General features: G+C 63.5%; 12 protein-coding genes. 6 read left to right on the top strand and 6 right to left on the bottom strand.

What is annotated here, in order from left to right; all coding sequences use genetic code 11:
• Positions 1 to 54 precede the first annotated feature (54 nt).
• Positions 55 to 1,362 (top strand): UDP-N-acetylmuramoyl-tripeptide--D-alanyl-D-alanine ligase, encoded by a 1,308-nt coding sequence (locus tag I2I01_RS13015; RefSeq protein WP_196286915.1) that lies wholly within the window; start codon positions 55 to 57, stop codon positions 1,360 to 1,362.
• 105 nt (positions 1,363 to 1,467) lie between these two features.
• Here I2I01_RS13015 and rfbC read toward each other — a convergent pair whose 3' ends face one another.
• Together rfbC and I2I01_RS13005 are read right to left on the bottom strand one after the other, a co-directional pair.
• The gene (rfbC, locus tag I2I01_RS13010) at positions 1,468 to 2,016 is read right to left on the bottom strand and encodes a dTDP-4-dehydrorhamnose 3,5-epimerase (RefSeq protein WP_196286914.1); all 549 of its coding nucleotides are present in this window, start codon (positions 2,014 to 2,016) and stop codon (positions 1,468 to 1,470) included.
• A 50-nt stretch (positions 2,017 to 2,066) separates the two neighbouring features.
• Entirely contained in the window at positions 2,067 to 3,179 is a 1,113-nt protein-coding gene (locus I2I01_RS13005; RefSeq protein ID WP_196286913.1) for a glycosyltransferase family 4 protein, read from the bottom strand.
• 183 nt (positions 3,180 to 3,362) lie between these two features.
• On the opposite strand from I2I01_RS13005, the gene I2I01_RS13000 reads away from it, so the two are divergent.
• From I2I01_RS13000 to I2I01_RS12985, 4 genes are all read left to right on the top strand, one after another.
• On the top strand, positions 3,363 to 3,650 hold the full coding sequence (locus tag I2I01_RS13000) for a c-type cytochrome (protein WP_196286912.1): 288 nt from the start codon (positions 3,363 to 3,365) through the stop codon (positions 3,648 to 3,650).
• A gap of 158 nt (positions 3,651 to 3,808) precedes the next feature.
• Entirely contained in the window at positions 3,809 to 5,143 is a 1,335-nt protein-coding gene (hflX, locus tag I2I01_RS12995) for a GTPase HflX (protein ID WP_196286911.1), read from the top strand.
• Positions 5,144 to 5,325: 182 nt separating this feature from the next.
• Positions 5,326 to 6,444 carry a DUF6268 family outer membrane beta-barrel protein gene (locus tag I2I01_RS12990; RefSeq protein WP_196286910.1) on the top strand — a complete coding sequence of 373 codons (1,119 nt, stop codon included), beginning with the start codon at positions 5,326 to 5,328 and terminating at the stop codon, positions 6,442 to 6,444.
• Positions 6,445 to 6,717: 273 nt separating this feature from the next.
• Complete coding sequence (locus I2I01_RS12985; RefSeq protein WP_196286909.1) at positions 6,718 to 9,783, top strand: T9SS type A sorting domain-containing protein; 3,066 nt, start codon at positions 6,718 to 6,720, stop codon at positions 9,781 to 9,783.
• 222 nt (positions 9,784 to 10,005) lie between these two features.
• Here I2I01_RS12985 and ppk1 read toward each other — a convergent pair whose 3' ends face one another.
• Both ppk1 and I2I01_RS12975 read right to left on the bottom strand, forming a co-directional pair.
• On the bottom strand, positions 10,006 to 12,075 hold the full coding sequence (gene ppk1, locus I2I01_RS12980; protein ID WP_196286908.1) for a polyphosphate kinase 1: 2,070 nt from the start codon (positions 12,073 to 12,075) through the stop codon (positions 10,006 to 10,008).
• Positions 12,076 to 12,277: 202 nt separating this feature from the next.
• Positions 12,278 to 12,772, bottom strand: coding sequence for a SixA phosphatase family protein (locus tag I2I01_RS12975; protein WP_196286907.1), 495 nt, complete (start codon positions 12,770 to 12,772; stop codon positions 12,278 to 12,280).
• Positions 12,773 to 12,917: 145 nt separating this feature from the next.
• Between I2I01_RS12975 and I2I01_RS12970 the strand changes: the two genes are divergently transcribed.
• Positions 12,918 to 15,809: a TolB-like translocation protein gene (locus tag I2I01_RS12970; RefSeq protein ID WP_196286906.1), complete on the top strand. Its 2,892-nt coding sequence runs from the start codon at positions 12,918 to 12,920 to the stop codon at positions 15,807 to 15,809.
• Between the two features lie 202 nt (positions 15,810 to 16,011).
• Here the strand turns inward: I2I01_RS12970 and I2I01_RS12965 are convergent, their stop codons facing one another.
• A complete protein-coding gene (locus I2I01_RS12965) occupies positions 16,012 to 17,343 on the bottom strand; it encodes a Gfo/Idh/MocA family protein (protein WP_196286905.1) in 1,332 nt (443 codons plus the stop codon).
• A 262-nt stretch (positions 17,344 to 17,605) separates the two neighbouring features.
• Positions 17,606 to 18,439 carry an alpha/beta fold hydrolase gene (locus tag I2I01_RS12960; protein WP_196286904.1) on the bottom strand — a complete coding sequence of 278 codons (834 nt, stop codon included), beginning with the start codon at positions 18,437 to 18,439 and terminating at the stop codon, positions 17,606 to 17,608.
• Positions 18,440 to 18,664 lie beyond the last annotated feature (225 nt).

The raw sequence follows: 18,664 nt of genomic DNA, 5'->3' as shown, positions 1-18,664 counted from the left end.
CAAAAATCACGCCCACCTTTGTAGCAAGTTACACCCGGTCATCCGTTTCCGTTCATGCCCACGCCGCTTTATTCCCAGTACCTGGCCGCGCACGGCCTCGTCAGCACCGATTCGCGCCAGGCCCAGCCCGGCACCCTTTTCTTCGCCCTCAACGGCCCCAGCTTCCGGGGCGCGGCGTTTGCCCCACAGGCCCTGGAGAAAGGCGCGCGCCACGCCGTGGTCGACGATGCCGACCTGGCCGCTACCGACCCCGCCCGCTACACCTTTGCGCCCGACCCGCTGCTGGCCCTGCAGGAGCTGGCCCGCGAGCACCGCGCGCAGTTTGAGATTCCGGTGCTGGCCGTGACGGGCTCCAACGGTAAAACCACCACCAAAGAGCTGCTCACGGCCGTATTGGCCCAAAAATTCCGGGTGCTGGCCACCATTGGCAACCTCAACAACCACATCGGCGTGCCGCTCACGCTGCTGCGCTTGCGAGCGGGCGAGCACGACTTTGCCGTCATTGAGATGGGCGCCAACCACCAAGGCGAAATTGCGGCTTACTGCCAGTGGGCCCGGCCCACCCACGGCCTCATCACCAACATCGGCCTGGCCCACCTCGAAGGCTTTGGCGGGCCCGAAGGCGTGGCCAAGGGCAAAGGCGAGCTATTCGACTACCTGGCCCGTACCGGCGGCACGGCCTTCGTGAACACGCTGGATGCCCGCCTGCCCGGCCTGGCCGCCGCCGTGCCCACCCGCCTGAGCTACCCCGGCCCCACTGACAGCTACCCCGCCACGCTGCTGGCCGCCGACCCTGCCGTGGCCCTGCGCCTGGCCGACGGCACCGACGTGGCCGTCCAGCTCACCGGCGACTACAACTTCCCCAACCTGGCCGCCGCCGCCGCCGTGGGCCTGCACTTCGGCATTGCCCCAGCTAAAGTGGCCGGCGCGCTGGCTCAATACAACCCCCAGAACAACCGCTCGCAGCTGGTGCGCACCGGCCGCGGCAACGACCTCGTTCTTGACGCCTACAACGCCAACCCCAGCAGCATGGCCGCCGCGCTGCGCAGCTTTGCGGGGCGCCCCGGCGCGCTGGCCGACAAGGTGGTGATACTAGGTGATATGTTCGAGCTGGGTGAGGCCAGTGCACAGGAGCACGGCGCGCTGGGCGAACTGCTGGCCGAATTAAACTTCGGCACCGCCGTCCTTATCGGCCCCGAAATGGCCCAGGCCGACAGCAAAAGCGGCTCTGCCACCACGCGGCATTTCGCTACCAAGGACGCTGCCGCCGAGTGGCTCAAAAGCCAGCCGCTGGCCCACCGGCACATCCTGCTCAAGGGCAGCCGCGGTATGGGCCTGGAAACGCTGCTGCCGCTGCTGTAAGGGGAGAAAGGAAAAAGGGGAGGTGGGGAGTTTGATGTTCTATGTGCGCAAGCCGCGCCAGCAGAACGTCAAATTCCTCACCTCCCCTTTTCTTTCATTAGCCATTTAAAATGGACTGTCTAACTCTGCGAGGGTGGGCAGCACGGCGTCTTTGGGCGAGATGATGGGCTCCTCGACGCCCCAGGCGATGCCCAGCGCGGGGTCGTTCCAGAGCAGGCCACCCTCGGAGGAGGGGGCGTAATAGTCGGAGCACTTGTAGAGAAACAGCGTATCTTCTTCCAACGCCACAAAGCCGTGGGCAAAGCCAGCGGGCACAAACAGGACGTTGCCCTTATCGGAGCTTAGCTCTACGGCGGCGTGCTGGCCGTAGGTGGGCGAGTCGCGGCGAATGTCCACCACCACGTCGAGGGCGCGGCCCTGGGCCACGCGCACCAGCTTGGCCTGCGCATGGGGCGGGCGTTGGAAATGCAGCCCGCGCACCACGCCGGGCTGCGATTTGGACTGGTTGTCCTGCACCCAGTGCAAGTCGGCGGGCAAGCCCAGTTCCTGCATCAGGCGGGCGCTGTAGGTTTCGTAGAACACCCCGCGCGGGTCGCCAAACAGGCGGGGCTGAAATTCGATGAGGCCCGGCAGGGCGTGGGATTTTGCTTGCATCAGGGGCAAAGGTAGGCGGGCGGCCCGGGCGGCGCCGGGCCCGGCAGGCGTTATTTTTTCACAGCGGCCACGGCCGCGAGGTACTTATTGAGCACGATTTGCTCGTCGAACTTAGTTTCGGCCAGGTAGCGGCTGTTTTGGCCCATGCCGCGCAGGTCGGCGTCATTTAGGCGCAGCACCTGCAGCATTTTGGCAGCCAAATCCTCGCCGCTGCGCACCTGGCAGAGGTAGCCGTTGCGGCCGTCCACCACGGTTTCGCGGCAGCCGGGCACGTCGGTGGTCACCACGGGCTTGCCGCAGGCAGCCGCCTCGAGCAGGGTTTTGGGGGTGCCCTCGCGGTAGCTGGGCAGCACCACGCAGTCGGCTTGGTGGATGTGGGCGGCCACATCATCGGAGCGGCCCAGGTATTCGATGTCGCCGCTTTTCAGCCACTCCTCAAACGTGGCGCGGGGCACACCTACACCGCCGGCCTCATCGAGCCCGCCCAGCAACTGGATGCGGGTGCCCGGCACGGCCTCCCGAATGATTTTGGCGGCTTCGAAGTACTCCACCACGCCTTTCTCGTACAGCACCCGTGCCACCATCAAGAACACGAAGGGCTGGTTGCGCCGAAACTCGGCCGCCGGCCGAAACTTGTTGGTGTCGACACCGGAGCCGGGCAGCAGGTCGGTGATTTCACGCTTCACCAAGCCATTTTCCAGGAACAGCTGCCGGTCGTCGCCGTTCTGGAAGAAAATTTTGGCCGGGAAGCGGAAGGCAAAGCGGTAGAGCCCCAGCGCCACCTTGCTCACGAAGTTCTTAATGATGAACACCGTGCCCAGCCCGCTCACGTTGTTGATGCTGGGAATACCGGCCAGCTTGGCCGCAATGCTGCCGTAGATGTTGGGCTTGATGGTGTAGTGCAGCACCACATCGGGTTTTTCGCGCTTGTAAATCTGGTAGAAGCGGCGCGTGAGGGCGGCGTCCTTCACCGGGTTGGTGCCCTTGTTTTCCATCAGGATGGGCACGTAGCGGCAGCCCAACTCGGTTTCGAGGCGCTTGGAATAGTCGTCGGGCGGGGCAATGGCCAGCACTTCGTGGCCGGCCGCCTGCAAGGCCCGCACGAGGCTGGCCCGGAAATTCCAAATATTCCAGCTGGTGTTGATGACGAGGGCGACGCGCAAAATGGTGGAGTGGTGGGTTGGTGGAGTGGTGGATTAGACCAGTGTTTTGGGCCTTCTCAACGCAAAGGTCGGAGCTATGTTCCTGTTTAAGGATGTGGCATCAGAACAATCCACCAACCCACCACCTCATCAATCCACCATTTTCGCCGGTACTTTGTGGCCCGATTTTGTGTTAGGCCCGTTATGATGTTTCGTTTCGCTCTGTTTCTTTCGTTGCTGCCGCTGCTGGCCCAGGCCGGTCCGCCGGTACTACCCGGCCAGGCCATTTACCAAAAAAACTGCGCCCGCTGCCACGGCGCCGACGGCAGGAAAGGCGCCAACGGCGCCCACGACCTCACCAAAAGCAACCTCAACGCCTTCGGCCGCACCTACATGGTGACGAAGGGCATGGGCAAGATGCCCGCGTTTGAGAAAGTCCTCACGCCGGCGCAGGTGCAGCAGGTAGTGGCTTATTCGCTGACGCTGAAGTAGCGTTTGACCGTTGAAAAATTTGTCATCCTGAGCGTAGCGAAGGACCTTTTTACGTTTGCTGCGTTTGATATTGCTGCAAACCGTTCTTTGGTGATAAGGTCCTTCGCTTTGCTCAGGATGACAAATAGCACCACCCACCCAACACCTAGCATTCATTCATGGCAACTTCCCAATCCGGCGGCCGCAAGCACACCAACAGCACCCGCCACCCCGGCGCCACCGACAACGTGAAGGGCCGCGCTGGCCGCATCCTGGCCAAATCGGCCGACAACGGCACCTACGAAACCGCCAAAGAGCAGGAAACCGCTGTGCTCGTGAGCGTGCCCCCGCGCCGGCAGTCCGAAGCCCAAACCACCGAGTACCTCGACGAGCTGGCGTTTCTGATTGAAACCGCCGGTGCCACCGCCACCAAGCGCTTCGTGCAGCGCCTCGAAAAGCCCGACATCCGCACCTACGTGGGGGAGGGCAAGCTAGCCGAAATCAAGGCCTACGTGCAGCACGAGGGCACCAGCATGGTCGTGTTCGACGATGACCTGTCGCCCTCGCAATTGCGCAATCTCGAGGCCGAGCTGCTGGTCAAAATCGTGGACCGCTCGCTGCTCATTCTTGATATTTTCGCCCTGCGGGCCAAGTCGGCCACCTCGCGCACGCAGGTAGAGCTGGCCCAGTACCAGTACCTGCTGCCCCGCCTGACGGGCCTCTGGACTCACTTGGACAAGCAGCGTGGCGGCGTGGGCATGAAGGGTCCGGGTGAAACGGAAATCGAAACTGACCGCCGCATCGTGCGCGACCGCATTGCCTTCCTCAAGGAAAAGCTTGAAGAGCTGGACAAGCAGAGCCACACCCAGCGCAAAAGCCGCGGTGGCCTGGTGCGCGTGGCCCTGGTGGGCTACACCAACGTGGGCAAAAGCACACTGATGAATGTGCTGGGCAAGGCCGAAGTCTTTGCCGAAAACAAGCTTTTCGCCACCGTCGACGCCACCACCCGCAAGGTGGTGCTCGACAACCAGCCCTTCCTGCTGTCCGATACGGTTGGGTTTATCCGCAAGCTGCCCACCAAGCTCATTGAGAGCTTCAAGAGCACGCTCGATGAGATTCGCGAAGCCGACCTGCTGCTGCACGTGGTGGACATCTCGCACCCCGGCTTCGAGGAGCAAATTCAGGTAGTGAACGACACGCTGGCCGACATCGGCGCGGCCGACAAGCCCATGCTGTTGGTGTTCAACAAAATCGACCAGTACAAGCCCGACGACGCCCAGCACGACCCCTTTGGCGAAGTGCAGGAAGACGAGGGCGAGGAGGCCGCCGCGCCGCGCCCGCCGCTGCAGCAGCTGCAAGCCACCTACATGGCCAAGCTACACGACCCCGTGGTGTTCATTTCGGCCCAGGAGCGCACCAACCTGGAAGAGCTGCGCGAGCTGGTGGCCAAGCGCGTGGCGGCCCTGCACCAGCAGCGCTACCCCTACCAGAGCGCCGGCTACGGGCAGGAGTAAGCACGGCCTTGGCCGTTTTAAGTTGTTGTGAAAAGGTCCGTTTGTCAGCAAGCGGACCTTTTTGTTTTTTGACTGGGCGGAGCAATCCTCATTTTTTCTTCATCTGATAACCTTGGCCGTTGGCCATAGCGGAGGTTTTCGCGTAAGGGAGCGAACCGGGCCGGACATGCCTGGTTTGTCTTATGTCATCTTCTATTCTTCGGGTTGGGCTGCTGACGGCTGCGTTAGCGGGCAGCATAGGGGCGGCGCGGGGCCAGGTGCAGGAGCGGGTGTACCCGCCGGCTGCGCCCGTGGGTGCCGACAGTGCCGCCGACCGCCAGACCTTCGCCAACCCTTCGGTGCTGGGCATGGGCCCGAGCAAGGGCCTGATAGTGCGCTACGAGCGCATGCCCCGGTTCGGGGTGTCGTCGTCGGCGCAGGTGCAGGGGCTTAGCGACTTCAGCACCGAGGCCACCAAAAACGCCCGGCTGTCTATCAAGGGCTACATTCCGGCTTGGAACCGGCCCCACCTCAAGGTCATCGTGGGTTTGAGCTACGAGCGGGAAGAGTTCAAATTTGAAAAGCTTCCCACCAGCTACGAGCTCTACGACAACATCGAAAACAAGGGCCTGAAAAGCACAGCGGCCCAAATTGCCATCATCCGGCCCGTCGACGAGGTTCACTGGTACCTGGCCCGCGTGAAGGGCGAGCTCAGCGGCGACTACACCTCCGACCAGCTCACCAAATCGGACTATTCGCGCTTTTCGGCCGAGGCCATTTACGGCTGGAAGCGCAGCCCGAACTTCTCGTGGGGCGTTGGCTTTCAGTACGGCTACACGTTTGGGCGGCTGAGTATTTACCCGGCCGTGGTGTACAACCGCACCTTCAACCGCCGCTGGGGCATCGAGGCGCTGGCGCCTGCCCGCATCACGCTGCGCTACAATGCCAACGAAAGCTCCATTTTCTACGCCGGCTACACCGTGGACGGCTACAACTATATCGTAAAGCTGAACCGGGCCCCGCTCACCCGCAAAAACGCCGACGGCAGCCCCGACCTGAGCAAAGCCGCCCTCAGCACCCTGGAGCTGCGCGAAACCGAAGTAAAATTCCGCCTGCGCTGGGAGCGCGAGCTGCTGAGCTTCTTGTGGCTGGGCGCCGAGGCCGGCTACCGCTACAACTACGCCTTCGACGCCTTCGACCGCACCAACGCCGACCGTGAAAAAATCATCGACTCGCAGCTGAACGGCGCGCCCTACGCCAGCCTGGAGCTGTTCATCACCCCGCCGCGCAAGCTGCTGGAGAAGTCTGGCGTGCGCCGGTAAACAATTGGCCAGCGACCCATTGGTCCTCAAGGTTTTTCAAGGCTCGCCCCTCGGGGCGGGCTTTTTTGTTGATGCTCATGCTGACTTCATGCAATGGGTGTTGATTTGTATTTGTGAAGGTGTTTTTAGATTTAAGGCATTGAATTGGTTTCAATTAACCTGATGATTGTCGAGTTTGTATTTCGAGGGTTGGTTTAAACTTTCTGGGTTGGCGCCCATCTAGACAGCCAGAGCAAACCATGCTCTGGCTGTCTTCTTTTTATCATCTTCAGAATGCCCCACAACTACATGAAGCCACTTTTCTCTTTGCGGCCCGCCACCGGCGTGGTGGCGCTGCTGTTGCTGCTGCTGGCCGGGCCACGCGCGGCCCGGGCCTATGTCATCACCACGCAGGCGGTGCAGGGCGGCACCAGCTTTTGCGCCGGCGCCGCGGTGCGGGTGCCCTACAGCGTCGACCAGCCCTTCAACAGCGGCAACGTGTTCACGGCCGAGCTGTCGGACGCCAACGGCTCCTTTACCGCGCCCGTGACGCTCGGCAGCCTCTCGGGCACTTCCAATGGCATTGTGCAGGGGGTGATTCCGGCCGGCACAGTGGCCGGCACCGGCTACCGCATCCGGGTGACGGGCTCCGCCCCCGCCACCGTGGGCGCCGACAACGGCACCGACCTGACCGTGAATAACCTGGGCGCACTGACGGCCAGCGCCAACACGCCGCTGTGCGTGGGCGACAATCTGCTGCTCTCGGCCAGCTTGGTGCCCGGTGCCAGCTACTCCTGGACTGGCCCCAACGGCTTCACCTCACTGCTGCGCAACCCCAGCATCGCCAACGTGAGCACCAGCCGCTCGGGCACCTACACGGTGACGGCTGCCGCCAACGGCTGCTCCGTTTCGGCCCAGGTGGTAGTGGCCGTGAGTCCGCTGCCGGTGGTCAGCATCACGCCGGCTAACAACGCGGTTATCTGCTCCGGCTCGTCGGTGCAGCTCACGGCCTCGGGCGGCGCCACGTATTCGTGGAGCCCCAGCACGGGGCTGAGCAGCAGCACCATTGCCAACCCCATTGCCTCGCCCACCACTTCCACCATTTACACCGTGACGGCCACCTCGGCGGCGGGCTGCTCCAATACGGCCCAGGTGACGGTAACGGTGCGGGCCACGCCCACCGTGAGCGTGAATCCTACCGCGCCATCCATTTGCGCGGGCTCGTCGGTGACGCTCGCGGCCACGGGGGCGCAGAATTATCAATGGTCGCCCACCACGGGCCTCAGCAACCCGTCAGCGGCCAATCCCATTGCTTCGCCCACCCAAACCACCACCTACACCGTGACGGGCACCAGCAACGGCTGCACCAGCACCAGCCAGGTGACGGTGACCGTGGAAAACCCGCCCGCCGCTAATGCCGGCCCGGCTCAGGTGTTGTGCTCGGGCCAGGCCACCACGCTGGGCACGGCCGCTGTGCCCGGCCTCACTTACTCGTGGAGCCCCAGCACGGGCCTGAGCTCGACCAGCGCCGCCCAGCCCACCCTGACGCCGACTAATACCACGAACGCCGCCCGCACCACTACCTACACCCTCACGGTGGTGTCGGCCTCGGGCTGCGTGAGCACCAGCTCGACGCAGGTGACGGTAAACCCGGCCGTGACGGCCACGCCCGGGCCTGCGCTCAGCCTCTGCCCCAATCAGCCGGGCCAGCTGGGCACCACGGCCGTGGCCGGCGTCACGTACTCGTGGAGCCCCACCACGGGCCTGAGCAGTGCCACCGTGGCCAACCCCACCGTGACCTTGCCCAACGCCACCAATGCCCCCATCACGCAGACCTATACCCTCACGGCCAGCCGCAACGGCTGCCAAAGCACTGGCACCGTGGCCGTGACGGTGAACCCCACGCAGAATGCGGGCTTCAGCTACGGGGCCGCGGTGCTGTGCACGGCCGGCGGCAACCCCACGCCCACACTCAGTGGCTCGGCCACGGGCACCTTCACGGCAGCCCCAGCAGGCTTGGTGTTCGTGAGCGCCACCACCGGGCAGATTAACGCTGCTGCCTCGACGCCCGGTACTTACACCGTTACCTACACCACCAACGGGCCCTGCGCCAGCACTGCTACCAATACCATTACGCTCACCACCACCCCTAGCGCGGCGTTTCAGTACCCGAATGCCACCTACTGCCTCGGCGGCGGCACGGCCGTGCCCGTGCTGGCCAGTGGGGCCATCGGCGGCACGTATACTTCCACGCCTGGGCTTAGCCTGAATGCCTCCACCGGCGTTATCGACCTGACGGCCAGCACGGCGGGTACCTACACCATCACCAACACGGTGGGCAGCGGCGGCACTTGCTCGGCGGTAGCCACCACCACCGTCACGCTCACAGCCGGGGCCAACGTGGCCGTGTCGGCCGGCCAGCCCACCCTGTGCGCCGGCCAGAGCACCACGCTCACCGCCACCGGTGGCATTACTTACACGTACACCGGCGGGGGGCAAACGCTGACCGGCGCCACCGTTACGGTTTCGCCCACTCAAACCACCACCTACACCGTGACCGGCACTACGGCTGGCGGCTGCACCAGCACGGCTACCGTGACGGTGACCGTGAACCCGGTGCCCGTCCTCACGGCGGGGGCCAGCGTGGCGGCGGTGTGCCCCGGACAGTCGGCCACGCTCTCGGCCAGCGGGGCCAGCACTTTCACCTGGACGGGCGGCGGCCAGACGCTAACCGGCCCGCTCGTGACCGTGACGCCCACTCAAACCACCACCTACACCGTGACCGGCGCCAATGCCAGCGGCTGCACTGCCACCAGCACCGTAACGGTGACGGTGAACGCCCTGCCCACGGTGTCGCTCACGCTGCCCACCAACTCGCTGTGCTCGTCTTCGGCCACGCTCACGCTCAGCGGCGGCAGCCCCGCCGGGGGTACTTACAGCGGCGTGGGCGTGTCGAATGGCGTGTTCAGCGCGGCCAGCACTGGCCCCGGCACCTACACTATCAGCTACACCGCCGCCAACGCTCAGGGCTGCACCGCCACGGCCACCCAGCAGCTGACCGTGACCACCTGCCTGGCCACGAAATCGACCGCCCCAGCCGCCGAACTGGCTGTGTTCCCCAACCCCAGCACTGGCTTGGTCACGCTCACGCTAACGGGCGCACAGCGCGCCACGGCCGGCACGGGTGCGGTGCTTAACACGCTGGGCCAGGCAGTAGCCCGCGTCGAGTTGCCAGCGGCCGGTTCCGGTCCGCTCACTCAGACGCTGGACTTGCATGAGCTGCCCAGCGGCGTGTACCTGCTGCGCCTCAACCTGGGCCAGGACCAGTGGCTAACGCGCCGGCTGGTGCTGCGGCACTAGGCAGTTGCAAGTTTGAGAATAGTGTAAAAAAGCCCCGGGAACGAGTTTCCCGGGGCCTTTTTATTTCAAAAATCAAAATCTCCTGTCATCCTGAGCGCAGCGAAGGACCTTGTCACGTCTGGCCAACAATTGCGTTGATGTAACAAGGTCCTTCGCTGCGCTCAGGATGACAGGCGTGAGAAACACGCTTTTTCTAAACAGCGTGAGAACATTTTTCTGCCGTTACGCCCGCTTCCGTTGCTGCCGCCGCTTCAAGCCTTTCAGCCAGGCATAAGTTGCCTCCTGCGCCCGCAGCGGCTTTCCGCCTTCTGCAGGCCCGATAAACTTGTTGTCGAAGTCGCGGGCTTTCACGTTGTCGTGACGCTGGAAGTCGAGCAGCTGGCGTACTTCGGCGCGCAGGCCCTCATCCAGGATGGGGAAGGCAACTTCCACGCGGCGGTCGAGGTTGCGGGTCATCCAGTCGGCCGACGACACGTACACCTTTTCTTCGCCGCCGTGGCCAAACACGTACACCCGGCTGTGCTCCAAGTAGCGGTCCACGATGCCGCGTTGGTGGATGTTGGCGCTGCATTCGGGCAGGCCCGGCACCAGGCGGCCGATGCCGCGCACAATCAACTCGATGCGCACGCCGGCCTTGCTGGCTTCGTAGAGCTTGGCCATAATGCCGGTGTCTTCCACCGCATTCACCTTGAGAATGATGTAGGCGTCTTTGCCTTTGCGGGCTTGCTTGATTTCGTAGTCAATCAGCTCGTTTAGCCCCGTGCGCAGGCCAAAAGGAGCCACCAGCAGGTACTGCAGCTCGGGCACCACGCTTTGGTCGTGCAAATACTCAAATACAGCGGCCGACTCGCGGGTGAGGCGCTCATCGGCCGTGAACAGGCCGTGGTCAGTGTAGAGGCCGGCGGTGCTTTCATTGAAGTTGCCGGTGCTGAAGTATGCGTAGCGGCGCGTGGTTTCGTCGGCTTCGCGGCGGGCAATGAGCAGCAGCTTGCTGTGGCACTTGAGCTCGGGTGGGGTGAAAACGACGTTGGCGCCGGCGCGCTTCAGCTTGTCGGCCCAAAACAGGTTCGATTCCTCGTCAAACCGCGCCTTCAGCTCCACCACGGCCGTCACTTGCTTGCCGCGCTTGGCGGCTTTGAGCAGGGCTTTCACCACGGCGCTCTTGCTGGCTACGCGATAGAGCGTGATGCTGATGGCCGATACGCAAGGGTCCTCGGCGGCTTCGCGCAGCAGGCGCGTCAGGTAGTCGAAGCTTTGATAGGGTGGGTGCAGCAGGTGGTCGCGCTGGGAAATGGCGGCCAGCAAGCTGCCCGTGCGCGGCAGGGTGGGGTGGGCCAGCGCCGGCCACTCGGGGTAATGGAAGGCCGGCTCCTCGAAGCTCGGGAAGCCGAAGAAGTCGCGGAAGTTGTGGTAGCGGCTGCCTTCCACCAACTCTTCATCGGTGATGCCGGTTTTCTGCTTCACGGCGCGCAGGGCCTCGGCGGGCATTTCGGGGTCGTAGAGCAGGCGGGCGGGGAAGCCGGTAGCGCGCTTGGCCAGGCTGCTGCGGATTTTCTCCATCAGGTCGCCCGATACTTCTTCCTCGATGTCCAGCTCAGCATCGCGCGAGAGCTTGATGGCGTTCACCGTCACCTGCTCGTAGGCCGGAAACAGCTCGGCCGCCCCCACGCGAATCACGTCGTCCAGAAACAGCACGTACCGCTCCTCGCCCTCGTCGGGCAGGCGCACGAAACGGCCGCCGTGGCGCTTGGTGGGCAGCTCCATGGTGAGCACCCGCTCGGCGTCGAGCTTGGCCTTGCGGTCGTGCGGTTGGCGCAGGAAGAAGGTGAGGTACACGGCCTGGTCCTTCAGAAACAGGTGGTGCAAGGTTTCATCGAGCACCACGGGCGAAAGCAAGTCGCGCACCTTCTCGCGGAAGTAGCGCAGCGTCCATTCGCGCTGCTTATCCGTCAGCTCGGTCTCGCTCAGCAGGTGAATGTGCTGCTCGTTTAGCGCCGGCAGCAGTTGTTCCCGGAACGTAGCCCCGAATTCCTGCTGCTGCCGGCCCACTTCGGCCAGCACCTCCTTCAGCACGCGGCGGGGGCTTTCGCCCAGCTTGGCGCGGGTTTTCTTCTTGAGCTTGGCCAGGCGCCGCAGCGTGGCCACCCGCACCTTGAAAAACTCATCGAGGTTGCTGCTGAAAATGGCCAGGAACTTGAGGCGCTCCAGCAGCGGCACGTTGTCGCTCTGGGCTTCCTGCAGCACGCGGGCGTTGAAACGCAGCCAACTCAGGTCGCGGGAAAGGGCTTTCATAGGTTATGTTCTGTCATTGCGAGGCGGAGCTGAAGCAATCCGTCCTGTTAGAACCACACACTTTCTTTTGCGACCAACTCATTCCGATGGTCCACCGCCTTTACGGCTGCGTTTAGAAAAAGGCTGGTCGGAAAAGGAAGTGTCTGGTTTTGACAGGACGGATTGCCGCGTTCCGCTGCGCTCCACTCGCATTGACAGCCTACTACTCCACGTTCTTCGGGTAGTCGTAGAAATAAAACTCGGCGTTCTGCTTGCTGGCTTCTTCCCACTTGTCGGTGTCGAAGTGCAGGCACACCACGGCCGCCGTGGGCATTTCATTGAACGAGGTGGGCGACAGCGCATTGGCCGTTTCGGTGATGGTGGGGTTGTGGCCCACCAGCAGCACTGATTCGGCCGTGTCGGGTAGCTCGTGAATGATGGCCAGCAGGCCGTCCACGTCGGCGCCGTAGATGCCGGGCTCCACCGCAATTTTGTCGTGCGGATACTGCATCTCGCGGGCCACCAGCATGGCCGTGCTCATGGCGCGTACGGCGGGCGAGCTTACCACCAAATCGGGGCAGATGCGGCGTTTGGCCAAGGCCTTGCCCATGGCGGGCGCGTCGTCGCGCCCCCGGTCGTTGAGCGGGCGCTCCTGGTCGCTGAGCTCGTCGAAGCTCCAGCTGGATTTGGCGTGGCGGAGGAGGTACAGGGTTTTCATGGGGGCGAAGCTAGGGGCGTTTGGCTTACCCCGGGCATTAGGAAAAGGTTATGCCGGCCCCGAGGAGTGCCGGCTATTAGCCAATGCCGGCTCGACCAGCCCGACATGACGTTCTTTAGGCTTCGTTTCAGAATCCGGATTCCTCATGCGTCGTTTGCTGCTGCTGAGCCTGCTTGCCGCCACTGGCCCCACGTATTCCCAAAGCCTGCCTGTGCTCTCCCAAAACCCGCCCGCGTTGCGCTGGCGTGAGGTACGCACGCCCCATTTTCGGGTGTTGTATGCGGGCGGCATCGACACGGCGGCGCAGCGCACGGCCGCCCGCCTGGAGCGGCTGCACGGGCCCACCTCGGCCACGCTCGGCGTGCGCCCTCGCCCTATTTCGGTGGTGCTGCAAAACCAGACCACCGTGCCCAACGGCTTCGTGACCTTTCTGCCGCGGCACGCCGAGTTTTTTACCACGCCGCAGCAGGGCTTCGGGCTGGGCACCGTCGATTGGCTCGACGGGCTGGTGGTGCACGAGTTCCGGCACGTGGGACAGTTTGAGAAGGCCCGGCAGGGCGTGGGCCGCGTGCTGGGCCCGCTGCTGGGCGATGGCGCGCTGGGCGTGGCCGCCGTGGGCGTGCCGCAGTGGTTTTTCGAGGGCGATGCCGTGGGCACCGAAACGGCCCTCACGCGCAGCGGGCGCGGGCGCATCCCAAACTTCAACGTGGGCCTGCGGGCCAACCTGCTCTCGGGCCGCCGCTACAGCTACCAGAAATCGGTGAATGGCTCCCTGCGCGACAACGTGCCCGACTGGTACGTGCTGGGCTATTTCATGACCTCCTACCTGAAGGCCCACTACGGCGCCGACGTGTGGTCGCGGGTGTTCGACCGGTACTACCGGTTTCCGTTCTACCCGTTTTCGTTTTCCAACGCCGTCAAGCGCACCACCGGCCTGCGGGTGGAAGACTTGTATGAGCGCAGCATGAGCGAAGCCGACTCGCTGTGGATGCGGCAGCACGCAGCCGCATCCAGTCCCACCGAGCCACAGTTCACCGTGGTGAAGCTGCTGCGGCAGGAAGACCTGAACCCCGTTTTCACCCAGTACCAATACCCGCAATACCTGACCGATAGCACCGTGCTGGCCCTGAAAACCGGCCTCGATAATATTCCGCTTTTCGTGCGCTTGAGCCGGAATGGGCGGGAGGAAAAGGTGTTCACACCCGGCCAGCTCAACATCCCCGAAATGCTGTCGGTGAACGGCGGCAAAGCCGTGTGGCCGGAATACCAGCAAAACGCGCGCTGGGGCCAGCGCATTGCTTCGGAGCTGAAGGTGCTGGACTTAAAAACCGGCCAGCTCACGCGCCTCGGCCGCGGCCAGCGCTACACCGCCGCTGCCCTCTCGCCCGATGGCCGGCGCCTGGTGGCCGTGCGCGAAAATCCCAACTATCAGCACGTCCTGGCTATTCTCGATGCCCAGACCGGCACCGAGATTCAGGCACTGCCCAACCCGCATAACGACATTTACATCCAGCCCCGCTGGCACCCCGACGGCCGCCGCCTCGTGGCCGTGACGCTGAGCGCCGCCGGCAAAACCATTGCCATTCTCGACCCCGCCACCGGCACCGCCCAAAACCTGCTGCCCGTGGCCAACCTCAACTTAGCCAACCCCCAGCCCTGGCGCGGCTTCGTGCTCTACAACTCCTCGCAAAGCGGCATCGACAACCTCTACGCCGTGAGCGCGCGCACCGGCCGCACGTTCCGCGTCACCTCGCGCCCATTCGGGGCCTATCACGCCGCCGTGGCGCCCGACGGCCGCACGCTGGCCTTCCACGACTATTGGGCCACTGGCGCGCGGGTAGCTGAAATACCGCTTGATTCTACCGCCTGGGTGCCGGTACCCGTCGCTACCCAGGACACCTCCGGCCCCTACGCCGAAACCCTTGCGGCGCAGGAGCCGGCGGGAGCGCAAGTGGCTGCCCTGCTGGCGCGGCCTGATTCGGTGGCGCCGCGCTACGGGGTGCGGCGCTACTCGCCGCTGGCGCATGCCTTCAACCTGTTCAGCTATGGGGTGGTACAAAGCCCCAGCGGCAACACGGTGGCCGTGGGCTTGCGCTCGCAGGACTTGCTGAACACCACGCAGGTATTCGCCGGCCTGGGCTACGACCAGGTGGAGCGCACCTTCAACGTGACCGGGGCCGTGAGCTACCAGGGGCGCTACCCGGTGCTTGACGCCGACGTGACCTATGGCGGGCGCGACGCGGCCATCATCTCCCAAGGCCGCAGCTACCGCGACCAGTGGCAGTACACCCGCCTCTCGGCCGGGGTGCGCCTGCCGCTCAACCTCACGCACTCTAAGTACCTGCAGGCCCTGTCGGTTGGCACGTATTTCCTGCACGAGGAAGTGTACGACTACCAGTTGCCCACCCGCCGGGCTACCGAGCCGTCGCCCACCGCCGCCCTCAACGCCCTGCAAACCACCCTCGGCTACGCCACGCAGCTCAAGCGCAGCGTGCGGAGCGTGGCGCCCAAGAGCGGCGGCACTTTCCTCGGCACCTGGCGCACCACGCCCTTCGGCCGGGGGCTCGAAGCCACGCAGTGGGCCGCGCAGGCCAGCGTGTTTTTGCCCGGCCTGGCCCACAACCACGCCATCCGGCTGCGCGGCGGTTACCAGTGGCAGGACCAGTCGGCCGGCGCGCGGCTCTACCAGTTTGCGCCCGCCGTGTCGTTTCCGCGCGGCGAGGGCTACACCAGCTTCGACCGCCTGCGCGTGGGCAGTTTCGACTACTACCTGCCACTGGCCTTCACGCACTGGGAGCTGGGCCGCTGGCTCTACATCCAGCGCCTGCGGGCCACCGTGTTCGGCGATGTGGCACAGGGCGACGCCATTCGGGGCCTCGATTACCAGGTGAAATACCAAAACGTGGGCGTTGATGCGCTGGTGCTCTTCAACGTGCTGCGCCTGCGCACACCCATCGAGGCCGGCGTGCGGGTAGTGTACAGCTCGCAGCTGCGGCAGTGGCTGGTGCAGCCGCTGGCGTTTGACATTCGGATTTGATGACCAGGCCGACGTCTGTCATTGCGAGGCCGCAGGCCGCGGCAATCCGTCCTGTCAAAATCAGACACGTTCTTTTACCAGAAAGCCCCGGTACCGCAATGGCGCCGGGGCTTTTTTTGGCTTGTCACATTATTTAGGTTGGTCGCTGAGAACAGGACATATTGCTTCGCTGCGCTCGCAATGACAGGCGTCAGTTCGCCGCCTACGCCCGAATAATCTGGGGTTTCAGTGAGGTCAAATCCCCAATTTTCACCGGTTTGCCCGTGTCGATGCTGTGGCGGGCGGCGATGCCCACCAGGCAGGACATGGCCCCGTCGCGGGTGCCGGCCGACTGGCGGTAGGGGTCGGCGCCGGGGGCGAAAATTTGCTTGCGCAGGCGTACGTCGCCGCCGCCGTGGCCTTCCTCATTGTTGGGGATGCGGATGATTTCGCGCTTGCCAAAATTGGGCGTGAACTGGATTTCGTCGAAGGGCTCCTCGTCCCAGGTCTGGCGCTCTTTAATCCAGGCTTCGAGGCGGCCCTTGGTGCCGTTGAAGGCAATGCGGTAGCCCTCGTAGGGCGAGTAGGTGGTGAGGCTGTAGCTCACCTGCACCTGGTTTGCGTATTTGATTTGCACGGCCATCTTGTCGAAGATGTCGATGTCTTCCTTCCACACGCAGCCGTCGCGCAGGTAGCCGTCGTACTTCTCGTTGTCGACGTAAATCTTGGTCAGGCGGGCGTCTTTGGTCACGTCCCAGTAGAACTGGCACTTGTCCTTGTGCGGGCAGGGGCGGCAGTTGGTGTGCCGGAAGGAGTTGTTTTTGCCGTAGAAGTTCAGTTGCCCATTAGCATACACTTCCTCGGGGTCGGAGTCGAGCCACCAGTTCAGCAAATCGAAATGGTGGGTGGCCTTGTGCACCAGCAGCGAGCCGCTGTTCTGGCGCAGGCGGTGCCAGCGGCGGAAGTAGTCGGCGCCGTGGTGCACGTCGAGGTACCAGTGGAAATCGGCCGAGGTGATGTTGCCGATGACGCCGGCGCGCAGCATTTCAAACAGCTTCTGGCGGTGCGGCGAGTAGCGGTAGTTGAAGGTCACCTTCACCTTCTTGCCGGTGCGTTTTTCGGCGTCGATGATTTCCTGGCACTTCTTCTCGTCGGTCGTCATCGGCTTTTCGGTCACGATATCGGCCCCATACTCCATGCCCTTCACGATTAAATGGTTGTGTGTGGCATCCACGGTGGTCACGATGAGGACGTCGGGCTTCACCTGCTTCATCATCTTGTCGAAGTCGGTGAAGGTGGGGCAGCTTACGCCCAGCATTTTTTTGCCGGTTTCCACGCGGCCGGGGTTGATGTCGCAGAGGCCCACGAATTCCATTTTGTCGCCGTGCTCTTTCAGCACATCCACGCCCCACATGCCCAGGCCGCGGTGGCCGGTGCCCACCATGGCCACGCGGGTTTTCTTAGCTGGCGCCAGCACCGAGGCCAGCGCATTATTGGTGAGCAGCGAGCCGGCCAGGGCGCTGCCGGTGAGCTGAGTAAAAGTGCGTCGTTTCATGAGCCGCCTAAGGGTGAGTGGGAAAAGTTAGCCCGTGAATTTGCCGGTCTTTTCGCTGAAAAGCATCATGCCGAGGCGGAAACATTTGCGCAATCGTTCCCGGCGGCGGGCACGAAAAAGCCCCCGCTGGTGGGCGGGGGCTTCGCTTAAATACCGTGTAGACCATCTGTCATCCTGAGCGCAGCGAAGGACCTTCTCACGGCTGAATGGTTACGCAGCGGTGAAAAGGTCCTTCGCTGCGCTCAGGATGACAGGTTTTATCCTACAGCACCGTTTCGTGGTGCAGGAAGTGGTCCATGGCCGAGAGGGTTTGCTGCGGGGCGCTGAGGTGGGGGCAGTGGCCGCCGGTTTCTATCACCTTCAGGCGGCTGTCGGCCAGCTGTTCATTGATGTAGGTGCCCACGGCCAGCGGGGCGATGATGTCGTGGGCCGACTGCACGATGAGCGTGGGAATGGTGAGGAAGCCCAGCTCGGCGCGGGTGTCGGAGAAGAACGTGACGCGGGCGAAGTGCTTGGCGATTTCAGGGTTGGTGCGCACGAAGCTGTTGGTGAGGCCCATCACCAGCTCGGGGCTTTCGTTCTGGCCCATCATCACCGGCGCGAAGCCGTGCGACCAACCGTTGTAGTCGCCTTCCATGGCGGCTAGCAGCTCGTTGATGTCCTTCTGCTCGAAGCCGCCGGCGTAGCCGTTCTCGTTGATGAAGCGCGGCGAGGGCGACACCAGCACCATCTTCGAAAACCGCTCGGGCTCGCGCACGGCTGCAATCACGCCTATCATCGACGCCACCGAATGGCCCACAAACACCACGTCGTGCAGGGCCAGGGCGCTGAGCACTTGCAGCAGGTCGTCGGCGTGGCCGGCCAGCGTGCTGTGCTTGGTGGCAGGCTGGTAGGCCGACTGGTCCGACTGGCCGGCACCCACGAGGTCCATGAGCACCACTTGGTACTGGTCTTCGAAATGCGGGGCAATGAGGCGCCAGTCGCTCTGGTCGCCGCCGAGGCCGTGCAGAAATAAAATGGTAGGCTTATTGGGGCCGGTGGCGCCGGAAACGGTGACGTGGCTGCGCTCTAGCACGGAAGTATCGTTTGGAGTCATCTAAGCTTGATAAAGTGGCAATGCAGTTAAGAGGCGCAACATACGTCCGGTCGGTTGAAATGGATTTAGGAAGTATTTTCTGTAAAAAGCGCAAGCGAGGAGTGGGAATAATATCGATTTATTAATGTTGCCCCTTGTTCAGTAGTTTAGCCAGCATTAGGGTTAGACTGGCGCCAGGGAAGAGGGTGTGCGGGTTTAAAAATAAATTTCGAGCAATGAAAAAGC

It is taken from the genome of Hymenobacter properus (assembly GCF_015694735.1).
Taxonomy (GTDB): Bacteria; Bacteroidota; Bacteroidia; order Cytophagales; family Hymenobacteraceae; genus Hymenobacter; species Hymenobacter properus.
The sequence above is the reverse complement of the archived record's forward strand: the minus strand, read 5'-3'. Positions and strand labels throughout refer to the sequence as shown.